At 39.8% G+C, this 21854-nt stretch carries 17 protein-coding genes; all 17 read left to right on the top strand.

The features are described from left to right. The first annotated feature begins 56 nt into the window (after positions 1-56). The 17 genes from BM380_RS14410 (at position 57) to BM380_RS14490 (ending at position 21723) form a co-directional block, all read left to right on the top strand. A complete protein-coding gene (locus BM380_RS14410; protein ID WP_090494938.1) occupies positions 57-569 on the top strand; it encodes a YcgN family cysteine cluster protein in 513 nt (170 codons plus the stop codon). After that, positions 569-1084: an RNA methyltransferase gene (locus BM380_RS14415; RefSeq protein ID WP_090494939.1), complete on the top strand. Its 516-nt coding sequence runs from the start codon at positions 569-571 to the stop codon at positions 1082-1084. The genes BM380_RS14410 and BM380_RS14415 overlap by 1 nt, the downstream gene beginning before the upstream one ends. A gap of 196 nt (positions 1085-1280) precedes the next feature. Next, positions 1281-2924: a M1 family metallopeptidase gene (locus BM380_RS14420; RefSeq protein ID WP_254772075.1), complete on the top strand. Its 1644-nt coding sequence runs from the start codon at positions 1281-1283 to the stop codon at positions 2922-2924. A gap of 239 nt (positions 2925-3163) precedes the next feature. Next, positions 3164-5053: a methyl-accepting chemotaxis protein gene (locus BM380_RS14425; RefSeq protein ID WP_090494942.1), complete on the top strand. Its 1890-nt coding sequence runs from the start codon at positions 3164-3166 to the stop codon at positions 5051-5053. Beyond that, positions 5050-6156: a GGDEF domain-containing protein gene (locus BM380_RS14430; protein WP_090494943.1), complete on the top strand. Its 1107-nt coding sequence runs from the start codon at positions 5050-5052 to the stop codon at positions 6154-6156. The genes BM380_RS14425 and BM380_RS14430 overlap by 4 nt, the downstream gene beginning before the upstream one ends. Beyond that, positions 6134-6754: a DsbA family protein gene (locus BM380_RS14435; protein ID WP_090494945.1), complete on the top strand. Its 621-nt coding sequence runs from the start codon at positions 6134-6136 to the stop codon at positions 6752-6754. The genes BM380_RS14430 and BM380_RS14435 overlap by 23 nt, the downstream gene beginning before the upstream one ends. Before the next feature lie 223 nt (positions 6755-6977). Beyond that, entirely contained in the window at positions 6978-7730 is a 753-nt protein-coding gene (locus tag BM380_RS14440) for a DUF3450 domain-containing protein (RefSeq protein ID WP_016900178.1), read from the top strand. Positions 7731-7740: 10 nt separating this feature from the next. Beyond that, entirely contained in the window at positions 7741-9108 is a 1368-nt protein-coding gene (locus tag BM380_RS14445; protein WP_090494946.1) for a MotA/TolQ/ExbB proton channel family protein, read from the top strand. 3 nt (positions 9109-9111) lie between these two features. After that, positions 9112-9639 carry a MotA/TolQ/ExbB proton channel family protein gene (locus BM380_RS14450; RefSeq protein WP_008111501.1) on the top strand — a complete coding sequence of 176 codons (528 nt, stop codon included), beginning with the start codon at positions 9112-9114 and terminating at the stop codon, positions 9637-9639. Positions 9640-9692: 53 nt separating this feature from the next. Beyond that, positions 9693-10103 carry an ExbD/TolR family protein gene (locus tag BM380_RS14455; protein WP_008111500.1) on the top strand — a complete coding sequence of 137 codons (411 nt, stop codon included), beginning with the start codon at positions 9693-9695 and terminating at the stop codon, positions 10101-10103. A gap of 6 nt (positions 10104-10109) precedes the next feature. Next, positions 10110-10715: an energy transducer TonB gene (locus tag BM380_RS14460; RefSeq protein ID WP_090494948.1), complete on the top strand. Its 606-nt coding sequence runs from the start codon at positions 10110-10112 to the stop codon at positions 10713-10715. A gap of 37 nt (positions 10716-10752) precedes the next feature. Then, positions 10753-12081 (top strand): tetratricopeptide repeat protein, encoded by a 1329-nt coding sequence (locus BM380_RS14465; protein ID WP_090494949.1) that lies wholly within the window; start codon positions 10753-10755, stop codon positions 12079-12081. 314 nt (positions 12082-12395) lie between these two features. After that, a complete protein-coding gene (locus BM380_RS14470; RefSeq protein WP_028834590.1) occupies positions 12396-13997 on the top strand; it encodes a hypothetical protein in 1602 nt (533 codons plus the stop codon). A 93-nt stretch (positions 13998-14090) separates the two neighbouring features. Next, positions 14091-16802: a TonB-dependent receptor domain-containing protein gene (locus BM380_RS14475; protein WP_090494951.1), complete on the top strand. Its 2712-nt coding sequence runs from the start codon at positions 14091-14093 to the stop codon at positions 16800-16802. Positions 16803-17004: 202 nt separating this feature from the next. After that, on the top strand, positions 17005-18144 hold the full coding sequence (gene asd / locus BM380_RS14480) for an aspartate-semialdehyde dehydrogenase (protein WP_090494952.1): 1140 nt from the start codon (positions 17005-17007) through the stop codon (positions 18142-18144). A 148-nt stretch (positions 18145-18292) separates the two neighbouring features. Beyond that, complete coding sequence (locus tag BM380_RS14485) at positions 18293-19162, top strand: MBL fold metallo-hydrolase (RefSeq protein ID WP_058156069.1); 870 nt, start codon at positions 18293-18295, stop codon at positions 19160-19162. A 341-nt stretch (positions 19163-19503) separates the two neighbouring features. After that, positions 19504-21723 carry a bifunctional diguanylate cyclase/phosphodiesterase gene (locus BM380_RS14490; protein ID WP_028834594.1) on the top strand — a complete coding sequence of 740 codons (2220 nt, stop codon included), beginning with the start codon at positions 19504-19506 and terminating at the stop codon, positions 21721-21723. The last annotated feature ends 131 nt before the right edge of the window (positions 21724-21854 follow it).

A 21854-nucleotide genomic window follows, 5' to 3' on the forward strand; every position in this document is an offset into this window, starting at 1 on the left:
TGCGCGTTTTGCTGCAATACGTTAGAATGCGCGCTCTTAAAAGGCGCGAGAACACCATGTTTGATCAACAATTAGCAAAAACCCAATTTTGGCTTAGCAAAAGTCTCAATGAAATGAACCAGCAAGAATGGGAAGCCATTTGTGACGGATGCGGAAAGTGTTGTTTAAACACCTTTATTGACAGCGAAGACGAAGATGACTTTACCGCCACTGATCAGCTAAGAGAAGGTGAGCAACTTATATTTACCAATATTGTTTGCCAATACCTTGATAACGCAACCTGTGGTTGTAGTGAATACGAAAACCGCCAAACCTTAGTGCCTTCTTGCGTTAAGCTTACCAAAGAAAACCTCAAAGACATTTTCTTTATGCCGCAAAGCTGCAGCTATCGCCGACTTCACGAAGGACGTGGATTAGCAACGTGGCATCCGTTACTTAATAACGGCGATAAAACTAAAATGCACGAGCTAAACATTTCTGTTAAAGATAAAACCGTAAAAGACTGTGAGGTAAAGCTAGAAGATTTTGATTTGTATATAGCTGAGTGGCCAACCAAGGATTGCAACTAATGAGTAAATTACAAGCAAGTATTGGTTTAATTAATCCTAAAAGCCCGACCAACGTGGGGGGCGTATTACGCGCCGCAGGCTGTTATGACGCACAGCAGGTTTTTTTTACTGGCAACCGTTATTTAAACGCACAGAAATTTCATACCGATACTAAAAATGTAGTGCAACGTATTCCATTAACCGCAACCGACGATTTAGCATCAAGTAAACCTGAAGGTGCTAAAGTGGTGGTGATAGAGCTAATAGAAGGGGCGACTCCCTTGCCTGAGTTTACCCACCCTGAGAACGCATTTTATGTTTTCGGCCCAGAGGATGGTTCAGTGCCAAAAGACGTTTTAAAGTGGTGTGATGAAGTTGTTTATATTCCAACCATAGGCTGTATGAATTTAGCAGCAACCTGTAATGTTGTTCTTTATGACCGGCTCGCCAAGCTTGGCGGTATTCAAAGTAGTGATGAAACCATTATCACTTCACGCGATACCAATAATAAAATGAAATGGCAAAAACAACCTTAAACATATTTGCTGTTTAAGGTTTATCCCTTGCTAAATGTAAAATAAAGTAACTAGTTAACTTAAAAAATAAGCAATTCGTCTTTTTTAAACACGATAAATGTAAAACTATGTAATTATATTAAAAAATTATAATTATAAGAGCTTATTATTTATGTTGTTCTTGCACCATGTTATTAGGTGTTACTTGGTTGTTACATTGATATATATACTCAGTGCCTGCACCAGCAAACCTGCAAAATTAGATCCCCTCGTTGCTAATACTGGTCAACCATTATCTAGCGTGGCTCAATCAACCGATGTTATTTTCTATGATCTTAAGTTAGCCGTTTTTCCAGAAGAAAAGCAGATAGCCGGCACAGGGAAAACAGTATTTCGGGTCGTTAAAGAAACTCAGCAAATTGAACTAAAACTCGATAGTCGCTTTAGTATAAACACAGTAACAGTGGCTGACAAGAAAGCCGACTTTATCCATTCTCGTGGTGTGATCACGATTAACTTATATGAAAAAAAATACCCGGGAGAAGTGGTTGAAGTTGCCATTAACTATTCAGGCAAGCCACATATTGCGCTTAACCCTCCATGGAGTGGTGGTTTTGTATTTAGTGAAACAAACGATGGTAAACCTTGGATAGCAACAGCGGTGCAAGGTGAGGGCTGTGATTTATTTTGGCCTTGTAAAGATCACTTTAGTGACAAAGCCGATAGTATGCGTATACGGGTAACGGTACCCACTGGATTGTATGTTGCCAGTAACGGGGTACTAAAAAATGTAACTGTATTACAAAACAAGACTACCGAGTTTGATTGGTTTTTATCTGAGCCTGCGAGTGATTACAACATTGCGCTGAATATTGGCCCATTTGAGCGCATTCAACAGCAATATACCAGTATAAATGGTACTGACATTCCTGTGGAATTTTGGGTGTTACCTGAAAATAGGCAAAAAGCCAGTAATTTGCTCACCAACGATGTTTATCAACAAATGGCATTTTTTGAATCTGTGTTAGGTCCATATCCATGGGGGCAACAAAAACTTGGCTTTGTAGAAACGCCTCATTTAGGCATGGAACATCAAACGATAAATGCTTATGGCAAAGGGTACACTCGCGACCCTAGTGGTTATGATTGGCTTATTCAGCATGAATTAGCGCATGAGTGGTTTGGTAATTTAATGACGCATGAGCAATTGAATGATGCGTGGTTACATGAAGGTTTTGGCTTTTACATGCAACCGACTTACAGTTTATATACCTTTGGTGAGGCCGCTTATAACCACGCAATGTATAAAGCCTATTTAGGGATAAAAAACTGCCAACCTATTGTTAAAGAAGGGGAGTTAAGCTCAAAAGAAGCTTTTAACTCAGATATTTATGGTAAAGGAGGCTGGACATTACACACTTTGCGTTGGTTAATTGGTGATGAGTTATTTTGGCAAGCAACACGCGAGTTAATCTACGGGAGTAGCGACACGCAAAGTCTCAGTTACCCAATTCAATCGCGATATCGCAACACACAGCAGTTCATTGATATTGTTAATCGCATTACAAAAAAAGACTATAACTGGCTATTTGATGTGTATTTAAAACAAGCTGCATTGCCAACACTAACCATGGAACGTCAAAATAATGTGGCCAATTTATATTGGAGCAAAAGTGAAAAAGATGCGACACCTTTTAAAATGCCAGTACCCATTTCAATCAATGGCCAGCTTCAAGTTTACACACCGATTGAAGGAGTCATTACTATCAAAGCTAAACCTGTTGATCATATTATTGTAGATCCACAGATGAAAGTGCTTCGGCAATTACCGATCACAAGCCAGTGCCAACAAGATGAATAATTTAGATAAAGCGTTACTATGGTGATAAAATTTATCCCCATAGTGCTTTTAAACACTTATTTATCTAGGCTCTGGCTAGTCTAAAAATTAAATGCGCTGTGGCAAAGTCATCCTTGAAAGAACTAGTTATTTATTATTATTTTTGTTCTTTAATTTCATTGAAGTCATATTTGCTAAGACATTCAGTTAAAAATTTGTTAAAAAGACACTGATAATAATGATTAATACTTAAGGTACTTATGTTTAGCTCGCTTAAATTCACCTCCAAAATCACCATTGCTGCATCATTAGTGTTAGTTTTAGTGTTAGGTGTTTTCACCATAAATAATTATTTTTCAATGCGGCATCAAACTCAAGAGCAGTTATCGCTGGTACTAGAGCAAAACTCTGAGTCTGTCTCTAAAAATATTGCAAGCTGGCTAAATAATAAATTAGCGATTGTGATCTCTATCGCAAAAACATACCAAGATGACGATGCCAAGTCTTTAACGCTTTCGCAATTAAATACCGCTGAGCTTGCGGGGGATTTTAAAAATACCTACATAGGTAAATCATCGGGTACATTTATTTTAAATGATCAAAGTGTTGTACTCCCCAGCGATTTTGATGCGACAAGTCGCCCTTGGTATAAATTAGTAGAAAATAAAACAACAACGGCTTTTACAACGCCTTATATCGATGTAACGACCAACGAACTGACAATTTCTGCGGTTGCCCCTATTAATAGTAATGGTCAATTTAAAGGGGTAGCGGGGGCAGATATTGATATGCAAACCATCGCTGAAATTATTGGAGATATTGATTTTTTAGGACTCGGTTATGGTTTTTTGCTTGATAATAAAGGGCAAATATTAAGTCACCCTGATAGTAAATTAAATTCAAAAACAGTCGCTGACTTAATTGGTAAAAATGCACCGTTAGCAAGAGAATTCACCGAGTATCAAGTAGCAGGTGAAACCTCGCTGGTATCCTTTACTAAAATTCGTGGTATTGAAAACGTTGATTGGTATTTAGGTGTAGTAGTCAATAAAGATAAAGCGTATTCAAGTGTTTCTTCGTTTGGGCAAAAGGCAATTGTATTTTTAATTATTGGTATTTTAGTGATTGTTGCGTCACTGGAATTTTTACTGCGTTATTTGATGCGCCCTATGTATCGTCTCAATGATGCCATTAGAGATATAGCGCAGGGTGAGGGCGATTTAACCTGTCGGTTAAGCGTAGAAAACGATGACGAATTTGGTCAATTGAGCAATTCGTTTAATATTTTTATAGAAAAAATCCAAAATTCAATAATTCAGGTTAAATCTTCAACGCAGTTACTGGAAACGGCAGTTGCTAAATTGGTTACGCAGACAGACTCAACATTAACTATGTATGATGACCAAAGTGAGCGCACCAACAGTGTGGCGTCGGCAATTAATCAGTTTTCAGCTACCTCAACAGAAATTTCAACCAGCGCCAGTAATGCCTCGACGCTTGCCAAAGATGCAGATCAATACTGTGCTAAAAATCAACAGACCCTCACAAACAACGTTTCAAGTATTCATCAACTGTCACAAAATATAGAGCAAGCGCAAGAAACCATAAATAGTTTAGACTCGCATACCGCTAATATAGGAAATGTATTAGCAGTAATAAAAGGGGTGAGTGAGCAAACCAATTTGCTGGCTTTAAATGCGGCGATAGAAGCGGCTCGTGCTGGCGAAGCAGGAAGAGGATTTGCGGTTGTTGCCGATGAAGTAAGGCAACTAGCACAGCGTACTCAGCAATCAACCCAAGAAATAGAAAACACCGTCATTGAATTACAAAAAGGTTCAAGATCTGCCGTTGAACTTATGAAAACCAGTTTAGAAGAAAGTGAAAAAAGTGTTCAGCAAGCGGATGCGGTTGGCGATGTAATGAAACAAATAATCAGCGCGATAAAGCAAATAACCGACGCCAATCATAGTGTCGCTAATGCTACGGATGAGCAAAACCAAGTGGTTAAGTCATTACATAGTGATATTCACGTTATCAGCGACTTATCGATTCAAGGCCAATTAAACCTAAATCTTACTTTGGAAGAGTGTACCAAACTTAAGCATCAATTTAGTGACTTAGAGCGCATGGTTAAAAAATTCAAAGTATGATCAGTAAAACAAAAATAAATAAGCCAAGCTGGCTCAATTTAATCAATATTGATAGCGTTTATAGCTTTGATAAACAACGCCAAGTATTTTCGTTATTTACCATGATAGCGATTGCCTTGGTGTTAATTACCTATTTAGTAATTGCCAATCATCACGTGTATGCACCAATCCTTACTATTGCGTTAATTGTGGTTAACGTAACGATTGTAGGGTGTATTATTTATTTTATGAAAACAAAGCAGATTGATGCAATCGCCCTCATCACTTTAGTGATTGTATTTGTGATGTGCTTAGCTTTGGTATACACCGGCGGTAAAGAAAACACTGCTTTATATTGGCTAATGTTTTATCCCGTTGCTGTATTTGCCATACTGGGTGTGAAGTTTGGCGCCTGGTTAAGCAGTGCCATGTTATTGAGCTGTATTGTTATGTTGTATGGCCCTGATATGGGGCAAGTTATTTATGGCGCGGTAGAAAAGACCCGTTTTGTTGCTGCATTTTCGCTGGTGTTGGTCTTTTCTTTTATCGGTGAGTATTTTCGTCACCGAAGCCACCTTGCCATTGCTGATATCACCTTAGAGCAAAAACAGCATGCTCATACCGATCAGCTTACCGGAGCGCCTAATCGTCGCTTTATTACCTCACATTTTTTAAAGCTCGCTGCTTCAAGGCCAGAACATTATTTGCCGCTGTCTATTTTACTCATTGATTTAGATAAGTTTAAACAATTAAACGACAGCTACGGACATGATTTTGGTGATACGGTTTTAATTGAATTTACTAAGTTATTAGAGTCTCAGTTTCCTGCAACAGCGCTTAAAGCACGTTATGGCGGCGAAGAGTTTGTGGTTATTTTACCGCAACAAACAACCCTTGAGGCCAGCATTTTGGCCAACCGTTTTAGAGAATGTGTGCAAAACCATGTGATGCTAACCGACAAACATCAGCGAGTATCATTAACGTGTAGTATGGGTATTGCTCAGGCTAACAGTGTAGATGATTATAATAATGCGTTAAAGCAAGCGGATCAGTATTTATACAGCGCTAAGGCGCAAGGTAGAAATAAGGTGGTATCTGTACATGATCAACACGCCTCAGAGTAAATTAATATATGTACACGACCCTATGTGTAGCTGGTGCTGGGGTTATAAACCTACATGGCAAAAGCTTGAGGCTGCCTTGGTAAACAAACTTCCCATTGAATACAGAGTGGGTGGCTTAGCTGTAGATACTGACTTGCCAATGAGTCAGGATATGCAGTTGCAACTACAAGCCATATGGCAAAAAATTAGCAGCCAGTTAGGCACAGAGTTTAATTTTGATTTTTGGCGAGACTGCCAACCTCGCCGTTCTACCTATCCCTCTTGCAGGGCCGCTTTAATTGCTCGCAGCTTCAACAAAGAACCACAGATGATAGCGGCAATACAGCAGGCATATTATTTACAGGCACAAAACCCATCGGATGAAGCGGTTTTAATTAAACTGAGCGAAATAATTGGTTTAGACGCCCGTTTATTTGCACAGTTACTTCACTCTAATGAGCTTAAGCGTCGCTTTGATGATGAGCTTAATTATGTTCGCAGTTTACCTATTCAAGGTTTTCCGTCGTTAGTATTAATACATAACAATCGCGCTTACCCTATTGCTATTAACTACACAGATTGGCGACAAACCCTGATTGAAATACAATCCTACCTGTAAACTTAATCCCACTATTTTCATCCCTGAATTGTAAAATAGGCCAATAAGGCTAATTTATTACCGTTGTCATAAAAGCGACTTTTTTACGCAACACGCTTGTCATTTTTAATCTATACACTTTCGCTCATTGAAACTATCTCGCTTTAAATTGTTTTTTATAAACGAGCTAAAGCGATTAATAAACACTAGCAAATCCGCTAATTAACGAGCAAAGGTGTATACGATGAAAGGCGTTAAACCATTAATTTTAGCTGGTATTGTAGCCGCAAGTGCAGCAGTCCACGCCAATGATTTAAACACGGTAATTGATAAAAGCAGCGAAATTAATAATTTAGCTGCGCAATCACAAACAAAAATAGACAAGATTGCAGATTCAATGCAAGGGCGTTTACAGCAATTTAAAACCCTAAATAAAGAAATAGATGGCCTAGCCGTTTATAACGCACAGCTTACCAAACAGTTAAATAATCAAATAGAAGAGATGGAGTCGATTAATTTATCGATGGATCAAGTATCGATAATTGAACGCCAAATAACCCCTTTAATGCTTCGTATGATCACCGGACTTGAACAGTTTGTTGCCTTAGATGTGCCGTTTTTAAAGCAAGAGCGTAAGCAGCGCCTTGAATCATTAAATGCAATGATGGCGCGTGCTGATATTTCATCAAGTGAAAAATTTCGTCGTGTTTTAGAAGCTTACCAAGTTGAGGTTGACTACGGACGCACTATTGAGGCGTATACCGCATTGCTTGATGTGGATAATAAAGAACGCGAAGTCGACTTTCTACGCATTGGTCGTTTAGAGCTTATTTACCTCACCCGCGATGGTAAACAAGCAGGTAGTTGGGATCAGCAGTCACAGTCGTTTGTTGCGCTACCAGATTCAACCATAAGCCAAATTAATAAAGGGCTTCGCATTGCTCGCAAACAACTTGCCCCCGATATGTTAACACTGCCAATTCACGCTGCAGAATAAGAGGTTTACCATGAAATTATTAACGAAAATGACAAAAATGGCCGTGTTTGCAGCCAGCTTAAGCTTTGTGGGCACCAGCATTGCTGCTGAGCCGATGAATTTAGATGCCTTATTAAAAACCTTAGAGCAGGGTAAATCAGCGCAATCAGAGCAAAATAAACAACGTGAACAAGAATTTGCAGCACGCCAAAATGAACAAGTGCAAATGCTTAAAAACACCCAAGCTAAACGTAACCAAATGCTTAGCGAGTCAGAGCGTTTAGAGACGCAATTTGAAGAAAACGAAATTAAATTGGCTAATCTAACTGATACCTTATCAAAGCGTATGGGTTCATTAAAAGAGCTATTTGGTGTGCTACAACAAGTCGCTGGCGATTCAAGTAACAAGTTTGCTACCTCTGTGGTATCGGCACAGTTACCTGGGCGTAGTACTTTTATGGACGAATTGGCGCAAAAAATGGGTTCAACTTCAAAGCTTGCGTCTATTGAAGATATAGAAAAGGTTTGGTTTGAGCTACAACGCGAAATGACCGAACAAGGAAAAGTAAGCCGCTTCATTACTGATGTAATTGTTGACGGTGGCAATAAAGTACAAAAAGAAGTGGTACGTGTGGGTGCATTTAACCTTATTAGTGACGGTCAGTACTTAGAGTATACACCGGCCACCAATACCATTAGCCAGCTTACTCGCCAACCAAGTAGCCGCTTTACTGCGACTGCGGCTAATTTGCAGCAAGCAAACACGGGTGTTGTACCGTTTGCGCTTGACCCAACAGGCGGCTCAATTTTAGGTTTGTTAGTACAAGCCCCTGATACCAGCGAGCAAGTTCATCAAGGTGGTGCGGTCGGTTACGTTATTTTAGGCGTTGGTTTATTAGCGTTATTAATTGCGCTAGAGCGTTTTGTATCGCTCATGCTGATGGGTGGAAAAATCCGTCGTCAATTAAAAGACGATACAGCCCGTGATGACAACCCGTTAGGGCGCGTCATGAAAGTGAAAGACCAATACCCAAATGTGGCGTACGACACGCTTGAACTTAAGTTAAGCGAAGCCATTTTACGCGAAATGCCAAAAATCACCCGTAATTTAACGCTTATTAAAATTATCTCTGTGGTAGCGCCATTGCTGGGCTTACTCGGTACGGTAACTGGGATGATTAATACCTTCCAAGCAATTACTTTATTTGGTACTGGCGACCCTAAACTAATGGCGGGCGGTATTTCGCAAGCCCTAGTTACTACGGTATTAGGTCTTGTTGTTGCCATTCCAACGGTGTTTTTATACACCTTATTGAATACTCGCTCAAAAGGTTTACTGCTTATTTTACAAGAACAAAGTGCAGGTATTATTGCCGAGCGAAGCGAGAAAGGAGCCTAAACCATGGTGCTATTGATTGATTCAATCAATGCTATCCGTGATTTTCTCGACACGGGTGGCCAAGTGCTCTTGGTCATTGCCGTGTTAATTTTCGCGATGTGGTTATTGATACTCGAGCGATTTATGTACTTTTTTAATGGCTATCGGCACTACAAAAAAGACGTTAAAAATACGTGGAAAACGCGCAGTGAACGCAACAGCTGGAACGCAGAGCAAATACGTCAAGCCATGGTGTCACGCGCTAGTATGCGATTAAACGCAAATTTACCGCTGATTAATGTAATGGTGGCGCTGTGTCCACTATTAGGATTGCTTGGCACAGTTACAGGGATGATAGAAGTCTTTGATGTAATGGCCATTACAGGTACAGGCAGCGCACGCTCTATGGCATCAGGTGTGTCAAAAGCAACCATACCGACAATGGCAGGAATGGTCGGTGCGTTATCTGGGGTGTTTGCCTCAACCTATTTACAACGAAAAGCAAAGCGTGAAGTTGAATTGTTGCAAGACACTATGGTGTTAGACCACTAAATAATTATTGAAAAGCGGTGAACATAATCACTGCTTATTCTAGGAGAAATAACATGAGAGCCCCATTAGGTAATTTATTCCAAGAAGACGAAGCAGAAGAAATAAACATGACCCCTATGCTGGATGTTGTATTTATTATGCTTATTTTCTTTATCGTGACAGCCTCGTTTGTTAAAGAAGCGGGTATTGATGTAAACCGTCCAGAAGCGGCAACCGCAGTTAAAAAAGAGCGGGCTAACATATTAGTGGCCATTTCAGATCAAGGCGAAATTTGGATCAATAAACGTCAAATTGATGTACGCGCTGTACAAGCCAACATTGAGCGCTTAAAAGCTGAAAATCCACAAGGCAGTGTAGTTATTCAGGCCGATAAAAAAGCCACCACAGAAACCTTGATAAAAGTCATGGATGCCTCGCGTGCAGCGGGTGTATTTGATGTTTCAATAGCGGCTCAAGAAGGGTAACGAGTGATGCGTTATGTACTTGCGTTAATTATAGCGGGTGTGGTGACCTTTATGCTGTTTTTAGGTATGCAGGCATTGATCACCGGTGGTAAAGGCGCCATGACGGAGCCTGCCAAAGGGAATGTGTTAGATTTTGTCCGTTTGAAAAAAGAAGAAACGGTACAAAAAAAGGAGCGTAAACCACAAAAGCCACCAACACCTAAAGAGCCACCACCGCCAATGGAATCGCCACAAATGCAAAGTAGCGATAACAACGCAGCCAGCAACAACTTTGATTTTGCTGCCAATGTCGATGCGGATGTAAATCTAGCGGGTGGATTAGCGTTAGAAACCAGTGATGGTGAGTATTTACCCATAGTAAAAGTAGCACCGGTATACCCAAGGCGTGCGTTATCGCGTGGTATTGAAGGGTATGTCATTGTTGAATTTACAGTGACAAAGCAAGGCACGGTTAAAGAGCCGCAAGTTATTAAAGCCGAGCCAGAGTCATTATTTGACAGAGCAGCGATGGATGCGGCCCTTAAATTTAAATATAAACCGCGCGTGGTTAATGGTGAAGCCGTTGAAGTAGCCGGTGTGCAAAATAAAATTTCTTTCCAAATTAATGGTTAATTCTGTTAAGTAAGCAAAGAGTGAACGTGAGGCAATTATGAAATTAAAACTAACAACCAAGCTATTAAAGCTGAGTATGCTGTGCACTGTTGCAATCAGTGCCAGTATTGTTACACCAAGTGCATTGAGTGTATTTCCGGGTGTAAATTTGGCGACAGTACAGGCCGCTGAACAGCAAAAAACAACACGAGTACCCGCACTGCGTGAAAAAGTATACAGCCAATTGGCTCGCGCCCAAAAACTAGCGGATGATGGCGACAGTAAAGCGGGCTTGGCTGCGCTTGACAGCATACAAGCGCGCTCATCAAGTATGAACTCTTATGAAATTGCGATGATGCATAACTTTTATGGGTTTATTTATTACAATGAGAACGACCTTGTAAAAGCGATTGCTTCATTTGAAAAAGTGATTGCCGAAGATGGCATTCCAGAAACACTACGCCTGAGCACAACATTCAGCCTTGCGCAGCTTGCTATGGCTAACAGTGACTATAAAAAGGTGATTGCATTTTTAGACAAATGGGACGCCATAAACACTAAGCCTAAAACCGACGCCTATTATTTATTAAGGGCGCAAACCTACTATCAATTAAAAGACTATGAGCAAGGCCTAAGTTACATTACCCAAGCCATTAACTTAAGTGATAGCGAAGGCAAAGTACCCAAAGAAAACTGGCTGGTACTGCAACGCGCTATGTATTACTCACTTAACCAAACCGATAAAGTAGTGAGCGTACTTGAGCGTATGGTAAAGCTTTACAATAAACCTGAGTATTGGGTCCAATTAGCCGGTATGTATGGTGAAACTGGGCAAGAAAAACAGCAGCTTAGTGTTTTAGAGGCTGCTTACCAGCAAGGATTTTTAACCTCTAAATCTGACCTAAGGCAGCTTGCGCAGGTGTATTTATACAATCAGCTTGCTTATAAAGCAGCCAGTGTAATGAGTAAAGCAATAGAGCAGGGCATTGCTGAACCAACAGCTAAAAATTATGCCTTTGTAGCCGAGGCCATGGTACAAGCTAAAGAAGATGCTAAGTCGATTAGTTACTTTACCAAAGCTGCAGAGCGTTCAGAGCATGGTAAATACGATCAGCGCTTGGCTGAAGTGTATGTAAACACAGAGCAGTATGACGAAGCTGCCGATGCAGCGCGAATGGCACTGGATAAAGGCGGCCTTGATTTTGAATCAAATGCGTTTGTTGCTTTAGGGATGGCGCAATACAATTTACAAAATTTTGATGCGTCTATCCTTGCGTTTGAACAAGCCGAAAAGCACAAAAAGTCGCAACGTTTAGCCCAGCAATGGATCAAATATGTAAAACGAGAAAAAGTGCATGCGCAAACATTAAAAACAGCACTGCTTTAATTTTTATAGTGCGATTATTAGTTCTTAATTGACGCACTAAAAACCATTTCATAATTGCACTACTCAAACCACACTAACATTCGGTTAGTGTGGTTTTTTTGCTTGCATTTTTAAAATAACTAATTGATTTTTAATTAATTAACATTGTCATTTTATGTTTATTAAAGTGTAACTTCATTGTCATATCACTCCCGTATTGTACTTCGTATTCGATAACTCAAGTGACCTTAATGCATGAGTATCGTGCCTTAAAGTGACTTAAGTTATTACTTAATGCGCTAACACAATAATTAAATACTTTTACGGAGTGAACAATGAAATTATCTGGCTTATTCAAAATCAGCTTAGTGGCTACAGCAATGACACTTGCTGGTTGTGGTGGTGATATAGAAATTACACCAACCGTTAATGATAACAGCACCAGTACAGACAACAGTGTTAATAATTCTAATAACAACACCGGTTCAACAACTGATGATGAGGCTGTATGTGCAAGCTATGAATCAGATGCAGGCACTGTAACAGGTGTGGTCAGTGGTATAGATTGCTTATACAACGATTCATTTTCAAGTAAAACTATTTCAATTACTAACAACATTACATTTAAAGAGTTACCTGGCGGTGGTGTACATGTATTTGCTGATGCCCTGCAAATTGGTGAAGATGGCAACACAGTTGATGGCTTTTCTATTCCAACTAATGGCCCAACTATGACTGTAGAGCCTGGCGCAACGCTTGCGTTTCAATCAGGTGAAGCGATTTTACGTATTGCACGTGGTGCAAAAATTCAAGCCGTGGGTACAGCAGAAAAGCCAGTAGTATTTACCTCAGCTAATGCCTTTGACCGTTTTGATACAGCTGGTGAAGGTGCACGTTATGCTGACTGGGGTGGCATTATCATTAATGGTCAAGGTATTACTGACCAATGTACAGATGCAGAGCGTGATGGCGGTACATGTAACGTAGCCTCTGAAGGTATAACAAGCTACTTTGGTGGTAACGATAATAGCGATTCAAGCGGTAATATTAAATGGGCTAAAGTATGGTATGCAGGCTCTGGCCCTCGCGTAGGTGGTGAAGGCGATGATTTAAATTCATTAACACTTAATGCTGTTGGTTCAGGCTCTGAGTTTGATTACATTCATATTCACCAAGGCTTTGATGACGGTATTGAAATCTTTGGTGGTGCAACCACGCTTAAGCATATTGCAGTAACAGATACTCAAGATGATTCGTTTGACTTTGATGCCGGTTGGCAAGGTAAGGCGCAGTACTTATTTGTTCAACACGGTACGGTAACGCTTAACGATGGTTCTGTGGTTAATATGGGTAATAATGGTTTTGAGTCTGACGGCGTTAAAGGTTCATCTTCTGCTCAAGTGTCACCTTCAAACCCGATGGTTGCTAATGTGACTGTGATTACTACTGATGGCAATTCAGTTCGTGATGATGACCCTTCACAAGCCTACAAGTTTGATGATCAATTTAATTCAAGCATTTATAACGCGTTAATTGTTAAGAAAAACGCAGTTAATACACAATGTATCGAATTCTCGGGTGATGGTGAAAAGCAAGCCGATAACATTTCTTTTACTAGCTCAGTAATGGCATGTTCAAATAATTTCGCTAATACCGATACCTTTGCTGGTGGCCCGCTTGCAGGACAAACTAAAACAGCATGGTTTGAAAATGGCGGTGCGAGTGAAATTTTAACAGATGATGTCTCTGTACTTGCAGCTAATGGTTTTGCTACTAATACGGCTTCTACAGATGTGAGCGTTACAGCCACTGATTTAAGTACAACAGATTCGTTCTTTGAATCGGTAAATTACATCGGTGCCGTATCGGACCAGGATACAACGTCAAATTGGTATAAATGGGTTGAAGCAGCAGTAGCCGCGGCTAACGCAGACTAATTTAACACTATTTATAAACTTTTGAAGGCGCCTTGGAGCTTGCATAATAAGCGTTTGGCGCCTCTTTTGTATAATCTGATCAGGATGTATCTTATGTCTAAAAAGCATAGACTTAATCAAATTACATGGGCGATTGGTTTAGGGCTGTGTGCCCAATCTGTAAGCCTATTTGCTGCGCAAAATGATGTTGATGTAGCCCAAGAAATAGAAGAAGTAGTGGCAGTAGGTACGCGCTTACAAGGCAGTGCTGCTGCTGTGGTTGAAGAGCGAAAAAATCAAGCCTTTGTAGCCGATATTTTAGGCTCAGAGCAATTAGCACGTACTGGCGATAGTGATGCTGCCTCTGCCCTTAGGCGTGTAACCGGTTTGACCCTCGTTGATGGCAAGTTCATTTATGTGCGTGGTTTAGGTGAACGTTATTCGAGCGCACGTTTAAATGGCGCGTACATACCCAGCCCCGATCTAACTCGCAATGTGATCCCGCTTGATATTTTTCCCGCTAGTATAATTTCAAGCATGGCAGTACAAAAAGCTTACTCACCAAATATGCCCGCCGCGTTTGGTGGCGGTAATATTGACATTAGAACCAAAACTGCACCGAGCGAGTTTACAGCGGGTGTAGAGGTGGGTGTTGGTTATAACACTGCTGCAAGTGACGGCTTTACTTACAACCGTAAAGAAAGCGGACTACCTGATGCGTTATCATCTGCAATAACACAATACCGAGGTGATTTTGGTATTGGCAACATAGTAGAACGCGATGGCTTAGTCGATGGTGACACAACGCGTGCAGAGCAAGCGACTGCGATTAATAACGAATTGCTTAAGTCGTTACCGCGTGGTTATGAGTTAAAAGAAGACTCTCTCGATCCACAATACAATATTAAAGCCCATTACGGTGATAGCTTTAGCGAATCTTACTTTGGCGGCAAGTTAGGCTTTATGCTTTCTGGCGCTTATAAAAATGAGTGGGATTTTGAAGACAGATTTAGCTCAGTGATAAGCCAAGATTTAAAAAATGAAGACGGTAAAATTGACTGTAAGACAGCGCTAAATACTGCAGATGATGTCGCAAATTCATGTTTTAATACTGTAAAAAATTCCCAAGTGACCACAGAAAACGAGCGTTATAATGCGTCATTTAGTTTAGGCTATACCTTAGGTACTCACAGTATATCAGCGCAGCAGCTATACATTATTGATAATGAAGATGAGTCTGAAATTGCTATTTCGCAAAGTCCAGCGGGTAGTTCAACATTTAGTATTGCAGGGGATGGCGTTGCGAATCGTAACCATACTTTTAACTACGAAGAGCGACAACTCAATATTACCCAGTTTATTGGTCAGCACACCTTTTTAGATTACATGGGGATTGGCGCTGATTGGCAGTATACCGAAGCGAAGGCAACAACGGATATTCCGACGAATGCTGATTTTGAATTTCGCGATGAGTACAACACCGACGGGTCGTATGTAGGTTCTCAAATCACGGGTGATGATAATCGTGTGATTATGTCATACACCAACATGGAAGAACGAGTTAAGTCTTACAGTGGTAATTTAAACTTACCGCTTAGCTTTGACAGCATGGATGTTGAATTTAAAGTAGGGTATGACTTTTCAGATAGAGCGCGTATTTTTAATACCTCAAGTTTTGCTATTAATAACAGTGGTGGTGCTGGTATCACTATAAATGATGGCAGTGATAATGCGCTAAATAATAGCGGGTATCTAAGCGATGAATTTATTAATAATAACGCGATACTGGTTGATTTTAACGAACCAACAGCTCCTGATGCGGATGATTACCTAGCAGGACAAAAAGTAGATGCGGGTTATGCCTCGTTTGATATGTTTTATGATCAATGGCTACGCATTAGCGGTGGTGTACGCTATGAACAATTTAAACAAACGTCTATTGGTACATCTAGCCTAATATTTGATCAAGATGACTTAAATACTTTCTACGACCCTGAAAAAATTCAAGCAGGCTCTATTGTTTCCGACGATTGGTACCCTGCGCTTTCTGTCACCTATGTAGGCGCTGATAACTACCAAATACGTGCAGGCTATGGTGAAACGGTAGTTCGTCCGGATTTTCGTGAAGTGGTACCGGTTACTTACTTTGACCCACTTACCGATATTAGAACATTTGGCCGTACAGGGCTTAAAAGTAGCCCAATTAAAAACTATGACCTACGTTATGAATATTACGGTGAAGCCGGTAATTCGTTTAGTGTGGCTGCCTTTTACAAAGATATTACTTCACCCATTGAAACGGTTCTAAATATTGGAGATGAAGACTATTCAGCCTCATTTATCAATGGTGAAACCGCTGAGGTCTACGGTATAGAAGCTGAATGGTTGCAAGATCTTACGTTTTTATCTGAAGGGTTATTTACCAGTGGTAATATAACTTTGAGTGATTCAGAAGCGTCTATCGATCCTGCGCTTGCGGGCACCTTAACTAACCCTAAAAAACGTATGACGGGTCACTCAGAGTACGTAGTTAATTTACAACTTAACTACGATTCACTCGACGGAATGCACAGTAGTTCTTTGGTTTATAACGTATTTGGTGAACGTATTTTAGCAGCAGGTGTTGCGAGTCGAGATGATGCTTATGAGCAGCCATTTCATTCACTTGATTTAGTTTATACCTTTTACCCTGACTTTAACTCTAAGGTGAAGTTTAAAGTTAAAAACCTACTTAATGAAGATCAGGAAGTATCGCAATCAGATATTATTGTTCGCTCTAAAGAAGTCGGTATGAACTTTGATATTAGTTATAGTTACGAGTTTTAAGTAAAAGCCCAAGGATAGGATTTATAACAACGCCTAACTACTCATTAGCCCTGTATTTTATACAGGGCTTTTTTATGTGTATGAAAAATATTTAAGTTACAGTTTATTGACTAGTTTTAGCGTGCTGGTGGTGTTAGCTTAGGACTGTAAAAATTAAATCTCACGCAATGAATTTTTAATTTTTAATGTATAGGCTCCTTTTATGAATCAAACAGTGGAACAAACAATGAAAAAAGTAGGATTAGTCGGATGGCGCGGCATGGTAGGCTCAGTGTTACTAGAGCGAATGGAACAACAACATGATTTTGCACATATCGACACCACCTTTTTCACCACCTCACAAGCAGGTCAGCTTGGCCCTGAGTTAGCGGGTGCAGCTAAACCGCTTTTAGATGCCAGCGATATTTCTGAGCTTGCAAAAATGGACATTATTGTTACCTGTCAGGGTGGCGATTATACCAATGCGGTGTATCCAAAATTACGTGAATCAGGTTGGGATGGCTATTGGATAGATGCAGCCTCTGCACTGCGTATGAGTGACGACAGTATTATCGTACTTGACCCTGTTAACAAAGATGTCATTGAACAAGGGCTAGAGCAAGGCGTTAAAACCTTTGTAGGTGGTAACTGCACGGTTTCACTTATGCTACTAGCGCTGGGTGGTTTATTTGAGCAAGACCTAATCGAATGGGTAAGCCCAATGACCTACCAAGCAGCATCGGGCGCCGGTGCACGCAATATGAAAGAACTCATAGCTCAAATGGGGGCTATTCATGCAAGTGTTGCACAGCAACTAGATAACCCAAGTTCAGCTATTTTAGAAATTGATAAAATAGTCAGCGAAAAAATGGCATCAAGCGATTTGCCACAAGACCAGTTTGGTGTGCCACTGGCGGGTAGCTTAATCCCATGGATTGATGTGCCTATGCCAAGCGGTCAATCAAAAGAAGAGTGGAAAGCGCAAGTAGAAGCCAACAAAATCTTAGGCTCATCTAAACAACCTGTGCCTATTGATGGTTTATGTGTACGCATTGGTGCAATGCGTTGTCATAGCCAAGCGATGACCATTAAATTACGTGAAGACCTTAGCGTAGAAAAAATAGAAGAAATTTTAGCCTCGCACAATGAGTGGGTTAAAGTAATTCCTAATGAGCGTGACATTACCAGTACCGACTTAACCCCAGTTAAAGTAACCGGTACGTTAAGTATACCTGTTGGCCGTATTCGCAAACTCGCCATGGGGCCAAAATATATCAGTGCCTTTACCGTAGGCGATCAGCTTTTATGGGGCGCAGCAGAGCCACTGCGTCGTATGTTACGTATTATTGTTGATAATAAATAATATTTACTTTGAGGGTTAGCATTGGCTAGCCCTTTTTATTTAATAATTAAATCGCTAATATCTTCATAGCCTTTACCAACGTTTATATTATTGCTTCCGGTCATTTTTATTAATTCAAGTGATGAGTTCAGACTTATTGGAGAATATTATGCACAGTAAATTTCATGTTCACGCATTTCTTGATGACGATAGCGAAACCTTTAGTTATGTTGTTTCTGATAGTAATTCTCAGCAAGCAATCTTGATTGATCCCGTTTTAAATTTTGATTATAAATCAGGTCGCAGCTGTGAATCAGGCGCCAAAAAAATCGGCGAGTACCTTCAAAGCCATTCTCTTTCATTAGAGTGGGTTCTCGAAACACATGCTCATGCCGATCATATCTCTGCAGCTCCTTATTTTAAAAAACACTTTGGTGCTAAAATCGCCATAGGTGAACATATCAAAACGGTACAACAAAGCTTTAAGGCGCTATTTAATCTTGAAAAAGAATTTTTACCCAATGGGGCTGATTTTGACCGACTATTAAAAGATGGAGATAGTTTTAATGTTGGCCAGTTATCAATACGAGTAATGCACACACCGGGGCATACACCCGCCGACTTAGTTTACATTATAAATGAAGAGGCCATTTTTGTTGGTGATACGATTTTTATGCCTGACGTAGGCACAGCAAGGTGTGACTTTCCAGGTGGTAGCTCTGAAACATTATACGATTCAATCCAGAAACTACTCTTGATGCCCGATGAGGCAACAATTTATGTATGCCATGATTATCCGACTGAAAAACGAAATCACCGTTTTGCGGTCACAGTAAAAGAACAAAAAGAAACAAATATTCATGTAAAGACTAAAATAAGCAAAGAGCAGTTTGTTGAAATGCGCGATAGCCGTGACGAAGAATTACCTATGCCTCGCTTAATTTTACCTGCTATTCAAATGAATATTAGAGCTGGCAACCCACCTCCCGCTGAAGATAACGGCATAAGCTACCTTAAAATTCCCTTAAACCAATTATAGTTCAATATCATAATGATTATTCGGATAGAGTAATAAGCACAAGTAAATTTATTGTATTTAGATGAGCGCTTAACCATCTCTCATACCTGAATATAGCATGGTTATTTTTATAAAATAGGCGTGATAATTTTACGTTGCAACATCGTATAACTACCTAATAATTATGATAAGTTGCTTAAATCCGTTTTAATGCCTACTATCAATGCTCAACTAAACACTCGTTTGACTCTGTATAATAATTTCATCGCAAAATGCTATTTAAATGTTGCATTTATTCGCCAGTTTTACGCATAAACCTGACTACAGGTTTTTTATGATATTTATATTCTTGGGAAGCATAAATGAATAGCATTGAGCAACTTCAGTCTGAATTAGCTATCGCACATTCTCGAATATCTGAGCTAGAAACAAGCTCAGCCCAAAGCCATATCTTTTTAAATATTTTTAATTCCTCGCCTTTGCCTTTTGCATTAAATGACGTATATGGAAATATTATTAATGTAAACCCCATGTTTACAAGGCTTTATGGTTATAAACTTAGCGATATTCCCACACTAAATGATTGGTGGCCCAAAGCCTACCCAAACCCTAAATACCGTGAATGGGTGATTAGTTCATGGGAAAAAAACACTGAGCGAGCAAAAAAAACAAATACCGACTTTGAACCTATAAAGTTAGATGTACATTGCAAAAATGGTGCACAACGAACCGTGCTTGCCAGCTGTGCGCCCTTAACCGATTTTGAGCAAATGTATTTGGTGATTTTTTACGATATTACTGATTTAACGCAGGCAAATAGTAAAATAAATATATTATCTGACTCATTGACGCAAATGACTCTTTCATTAGAGCAGCAACATAAAGAACTTATTCTCGAAAAAGAAAAAGCGCTAGCCAATGAAGAGCGTTTGAGTTTAGCTATGCAAGGCGCAAATGATGGCTTATGGGATTGGGATATAGCCAACGATAAAATGTATTACTCACCCCGCTGGAAATCAATGTTAGGTTATGCAGAGGACGAGCTGGTTGATCATTTCTCAACCTGGGAAGGCTTATTACACCCTGACGACCTAGAACAAACGCTTGCGCAGATCCAATCTTTTATAGATGCGAAAATAAAAAAATATGAAGTCGAATTTAGAATGCGCCATAAAGACGGCCATTATATCAATATTTTATCTCGTTCTTTCATGGTTGAAAGTGAAGAAGGGGAGATCACCCGTTTAGTCGGTACTCATATTGATATTACAGCACGAAAAAAATCAGAGGAAAAACTCAGTTATCAGTCTACTCATGACTCATTAACGGGGTTGCTAAATCGCAGAGAGTTTAAACGTCGAACAGAGCTACTACTTGCTGTTCCTGCTCATAATAGGCCTGTTCATGCTTTATGTTATATGGATCTCGATCAATTTAAAGTTGTAAACGATACTTGCGGTCACTCAGCGGGTGATGAATTACTTCGCCAACTTAGTTTTATTCTGGAAAAAGCTGTTCGGCAATCAGACATAGTGGCGCGCCTTGGCGGAGATGAATTTGCTATTTTAATGGAGGATTGCTCGTTTAGTGATGCGCACCGCATAACACTCTCTATTCAAAGCGCTATTGAGGACTTTCAATTTATATGGGAAGGGCGAAGTTTTCGTATTGGTGCCAGTATAGGGCTAATGCAAATTACAGAAAAAGCACTCGACTTTATCGAAGTGTTAAAAGTAGCCGATGTTGCCTGCTACATTGCAAAGGATAAAGGGCGAAATCGTATTCACGTACATTATGAAAACGATAAAGAATTGGTACAAAGGCAAAGTGAAATGCTGTGGGTAAACCGTATTCAATACGCGATTGATGAAGACAGCTTTCGCCTGTATGCGCAAGCAATTGAACCGCTGACCAGTGATTCAAATAAACATTACGAACTGTTACTAAGAATGATTGATGAGCATGATAATGTTATATCGCCTGGTGCATTTTTACCCGCAGCCGAGCGTTATCATTTAATTGTAAAAGTGGACAGATGGGTTGTTAAAAACGCCTTTAGTTTAATTGTTAGTAACGCTGCTTTTCTTAAAAATATTAATTTTGTTTCTATTAATCTTTCAGGGCAATCGCTGACTGATGAGAGTTTTCTTGATTTTATTATTGAGCAACTACAAACGCTAGGGGTAAACAGTCATAAAATTTGTTTTGAAATTACAGAGACGGCAGCTATTTCAAATTTAGAGCTTGCAGGAAAGTTTATTAATAAGCTGAAAAAGTTTGGATGTCGTTTCGCACTTGATGATTTTGGTAGTGGGTTATCATCGTTTGGGTACCTTAAAAATCTTAAAGTTGATTACCTAAAAATTGATGGCATTTTCGTTAAAGATATCGCAAGTGACCCAATAGATCATGCTATGGTTAAAGCTATTAATGAAATAGGTCAAATTATGGGGATGAAGACAATTGCTGAATTTGTTGAAACCGAGCAAATTAAGTCTATTTTAAAACAAATGGGAGTCGATTACGTTCAAGGTTATGCTATCCATAAACCACAGTCCTTGAGTGAACTATTTGAAAAGTAACCTCCCATCTTTATTAATTAAATGATATTCATGATTTATGGTGACCATACAAACAGTAAACAGGCGCTTAGCTGACATTGGTTGAAGACTAAATGAGTGATGTTTAAATAATTGCTAATTTCTTGCTCAAT

It is taken from the genome of Pseudoalteromonas sp. DSM 26666, from assembly GCF_900116475.1.
Lineage (GTDB): Bacteria > Pseudomonadota > Gammaproteobacteria > Enterobacterales > Alteromonadaceae > Pseudoalteromonas > Pseudoalteromonas tetraodonis.

Excerpts from the sequence above, each read along its gene's own strand:
- BM380_RS14435 (WP_090494945.1), top strand. The coding sequence starts at position 6,134 with ATGATCAACACGCCTCAGAGTAAATTAATATATGTACACGACCCTATG.
- asd (WP_090494952.1), top strand. The coding sequence starts at position 17,005 with ATGAATCAAACAGTGGAACAAACAATGAAAAAAGTAGGATTAGTCGGA.
- BM380_RS14430 (WP_090494943.1), top strand. The coding sequence starts at position 5,050 with ATGATCAGTAAAACAAAAATAAATAAGCCAAGCTGGCTCAATTTAATC.
- BM380_RS14465 (WP_090494949.1), top strand. The coding sequence starts at position 10,753 with ATGAAATTAAAACTAACAACCAAGCTATTAAAGCTGAGTATGCTGTGC.
- BM380_RS14485 (WP_058156069.1), top strand. The coding sequence starts at position 18,293 with ATGCACAGTAAATTTCATGTTCACGCATTTCTTGATGACGATAGCGAA.
- BM380_RS14415 (WP_090494939.1), top strand. The coding sequence starts at position 569 with ATGAGTAAATTACAAGCAAGTATTGGTTTAATTAATCCTAAAAGCCCG.
- BM380_RS14490 (WP_028834594.1), top strand. The coding sequence starts at position 19,504 with ATGAATAGCATTGAGCAACTTCAGTCTGAATTAGCTATCGCACATTCT.
- BM380_RS14440 (WP_016900178.1), top strand. The coding sequence starts at position 6,978 with ATGAAAGGCGTTAAACCATTAATTTTAGCTGGTATTGTAGCCGCAAGT.
- BM380_RS14475 (WP_090494951.1), top strand. The coding sequence starts at position 14,091 with ATGTCTAAAAAGCATAGACTTAATCAAATTACATGGGCGATTGGTTTA.
- BM380_RS14470 (WP_028834590.1), top strand. The coding sequence starts at position 12,396 with ATGAAATTATCTGGCTTATTCAAAATCAGCTTAGTGGCTACAGCAATG.
- BM380_RS14460 (WP_090494948.1), top strand. The coding sequence starts at position 10,110 with ATGCGTTATGTACTTGCGTTAATTATAGCGGGTGTGGTGACCTTTATG.
- BM380_RS14450 (WP_008111501.1), top strand. The coding sequence starts at position 9,112 with ATGGTGCTATTGATTGATTCAATCAATGCTATCCGTGATTTTCTCGAC.
- BM380_RS14425 (WP_090494942.1), top strand. The coding sequence starts at position 3,164 with ATGTTTAGCTCGCTTAAATTCACCTCCAAAATCACCATTGCTGCATCA.
- BM380_RS14410 (WP_090494938.1), top strand. The coding sequence starts at position 57 with ATGTTTGATCAACAATTAGCAAAAACCCAATTTTGGCTTAGCAAAAGT.
- BM380_RS14445 (WP_090494946.1), top strand. The coding sequence starts at position 7,741 with ATGAAATTATTAACGAAAATGACAAAAATGGCCGTGTTTGCAGCCAGC.
- BM380_RS14455 (WP_008111500.1), top strand. The coding sequence starts at position 9,693 with ATGAGAGCCCCATTAGGTAATTTATTCCAAGAAGACGAAGCAGAAGAA.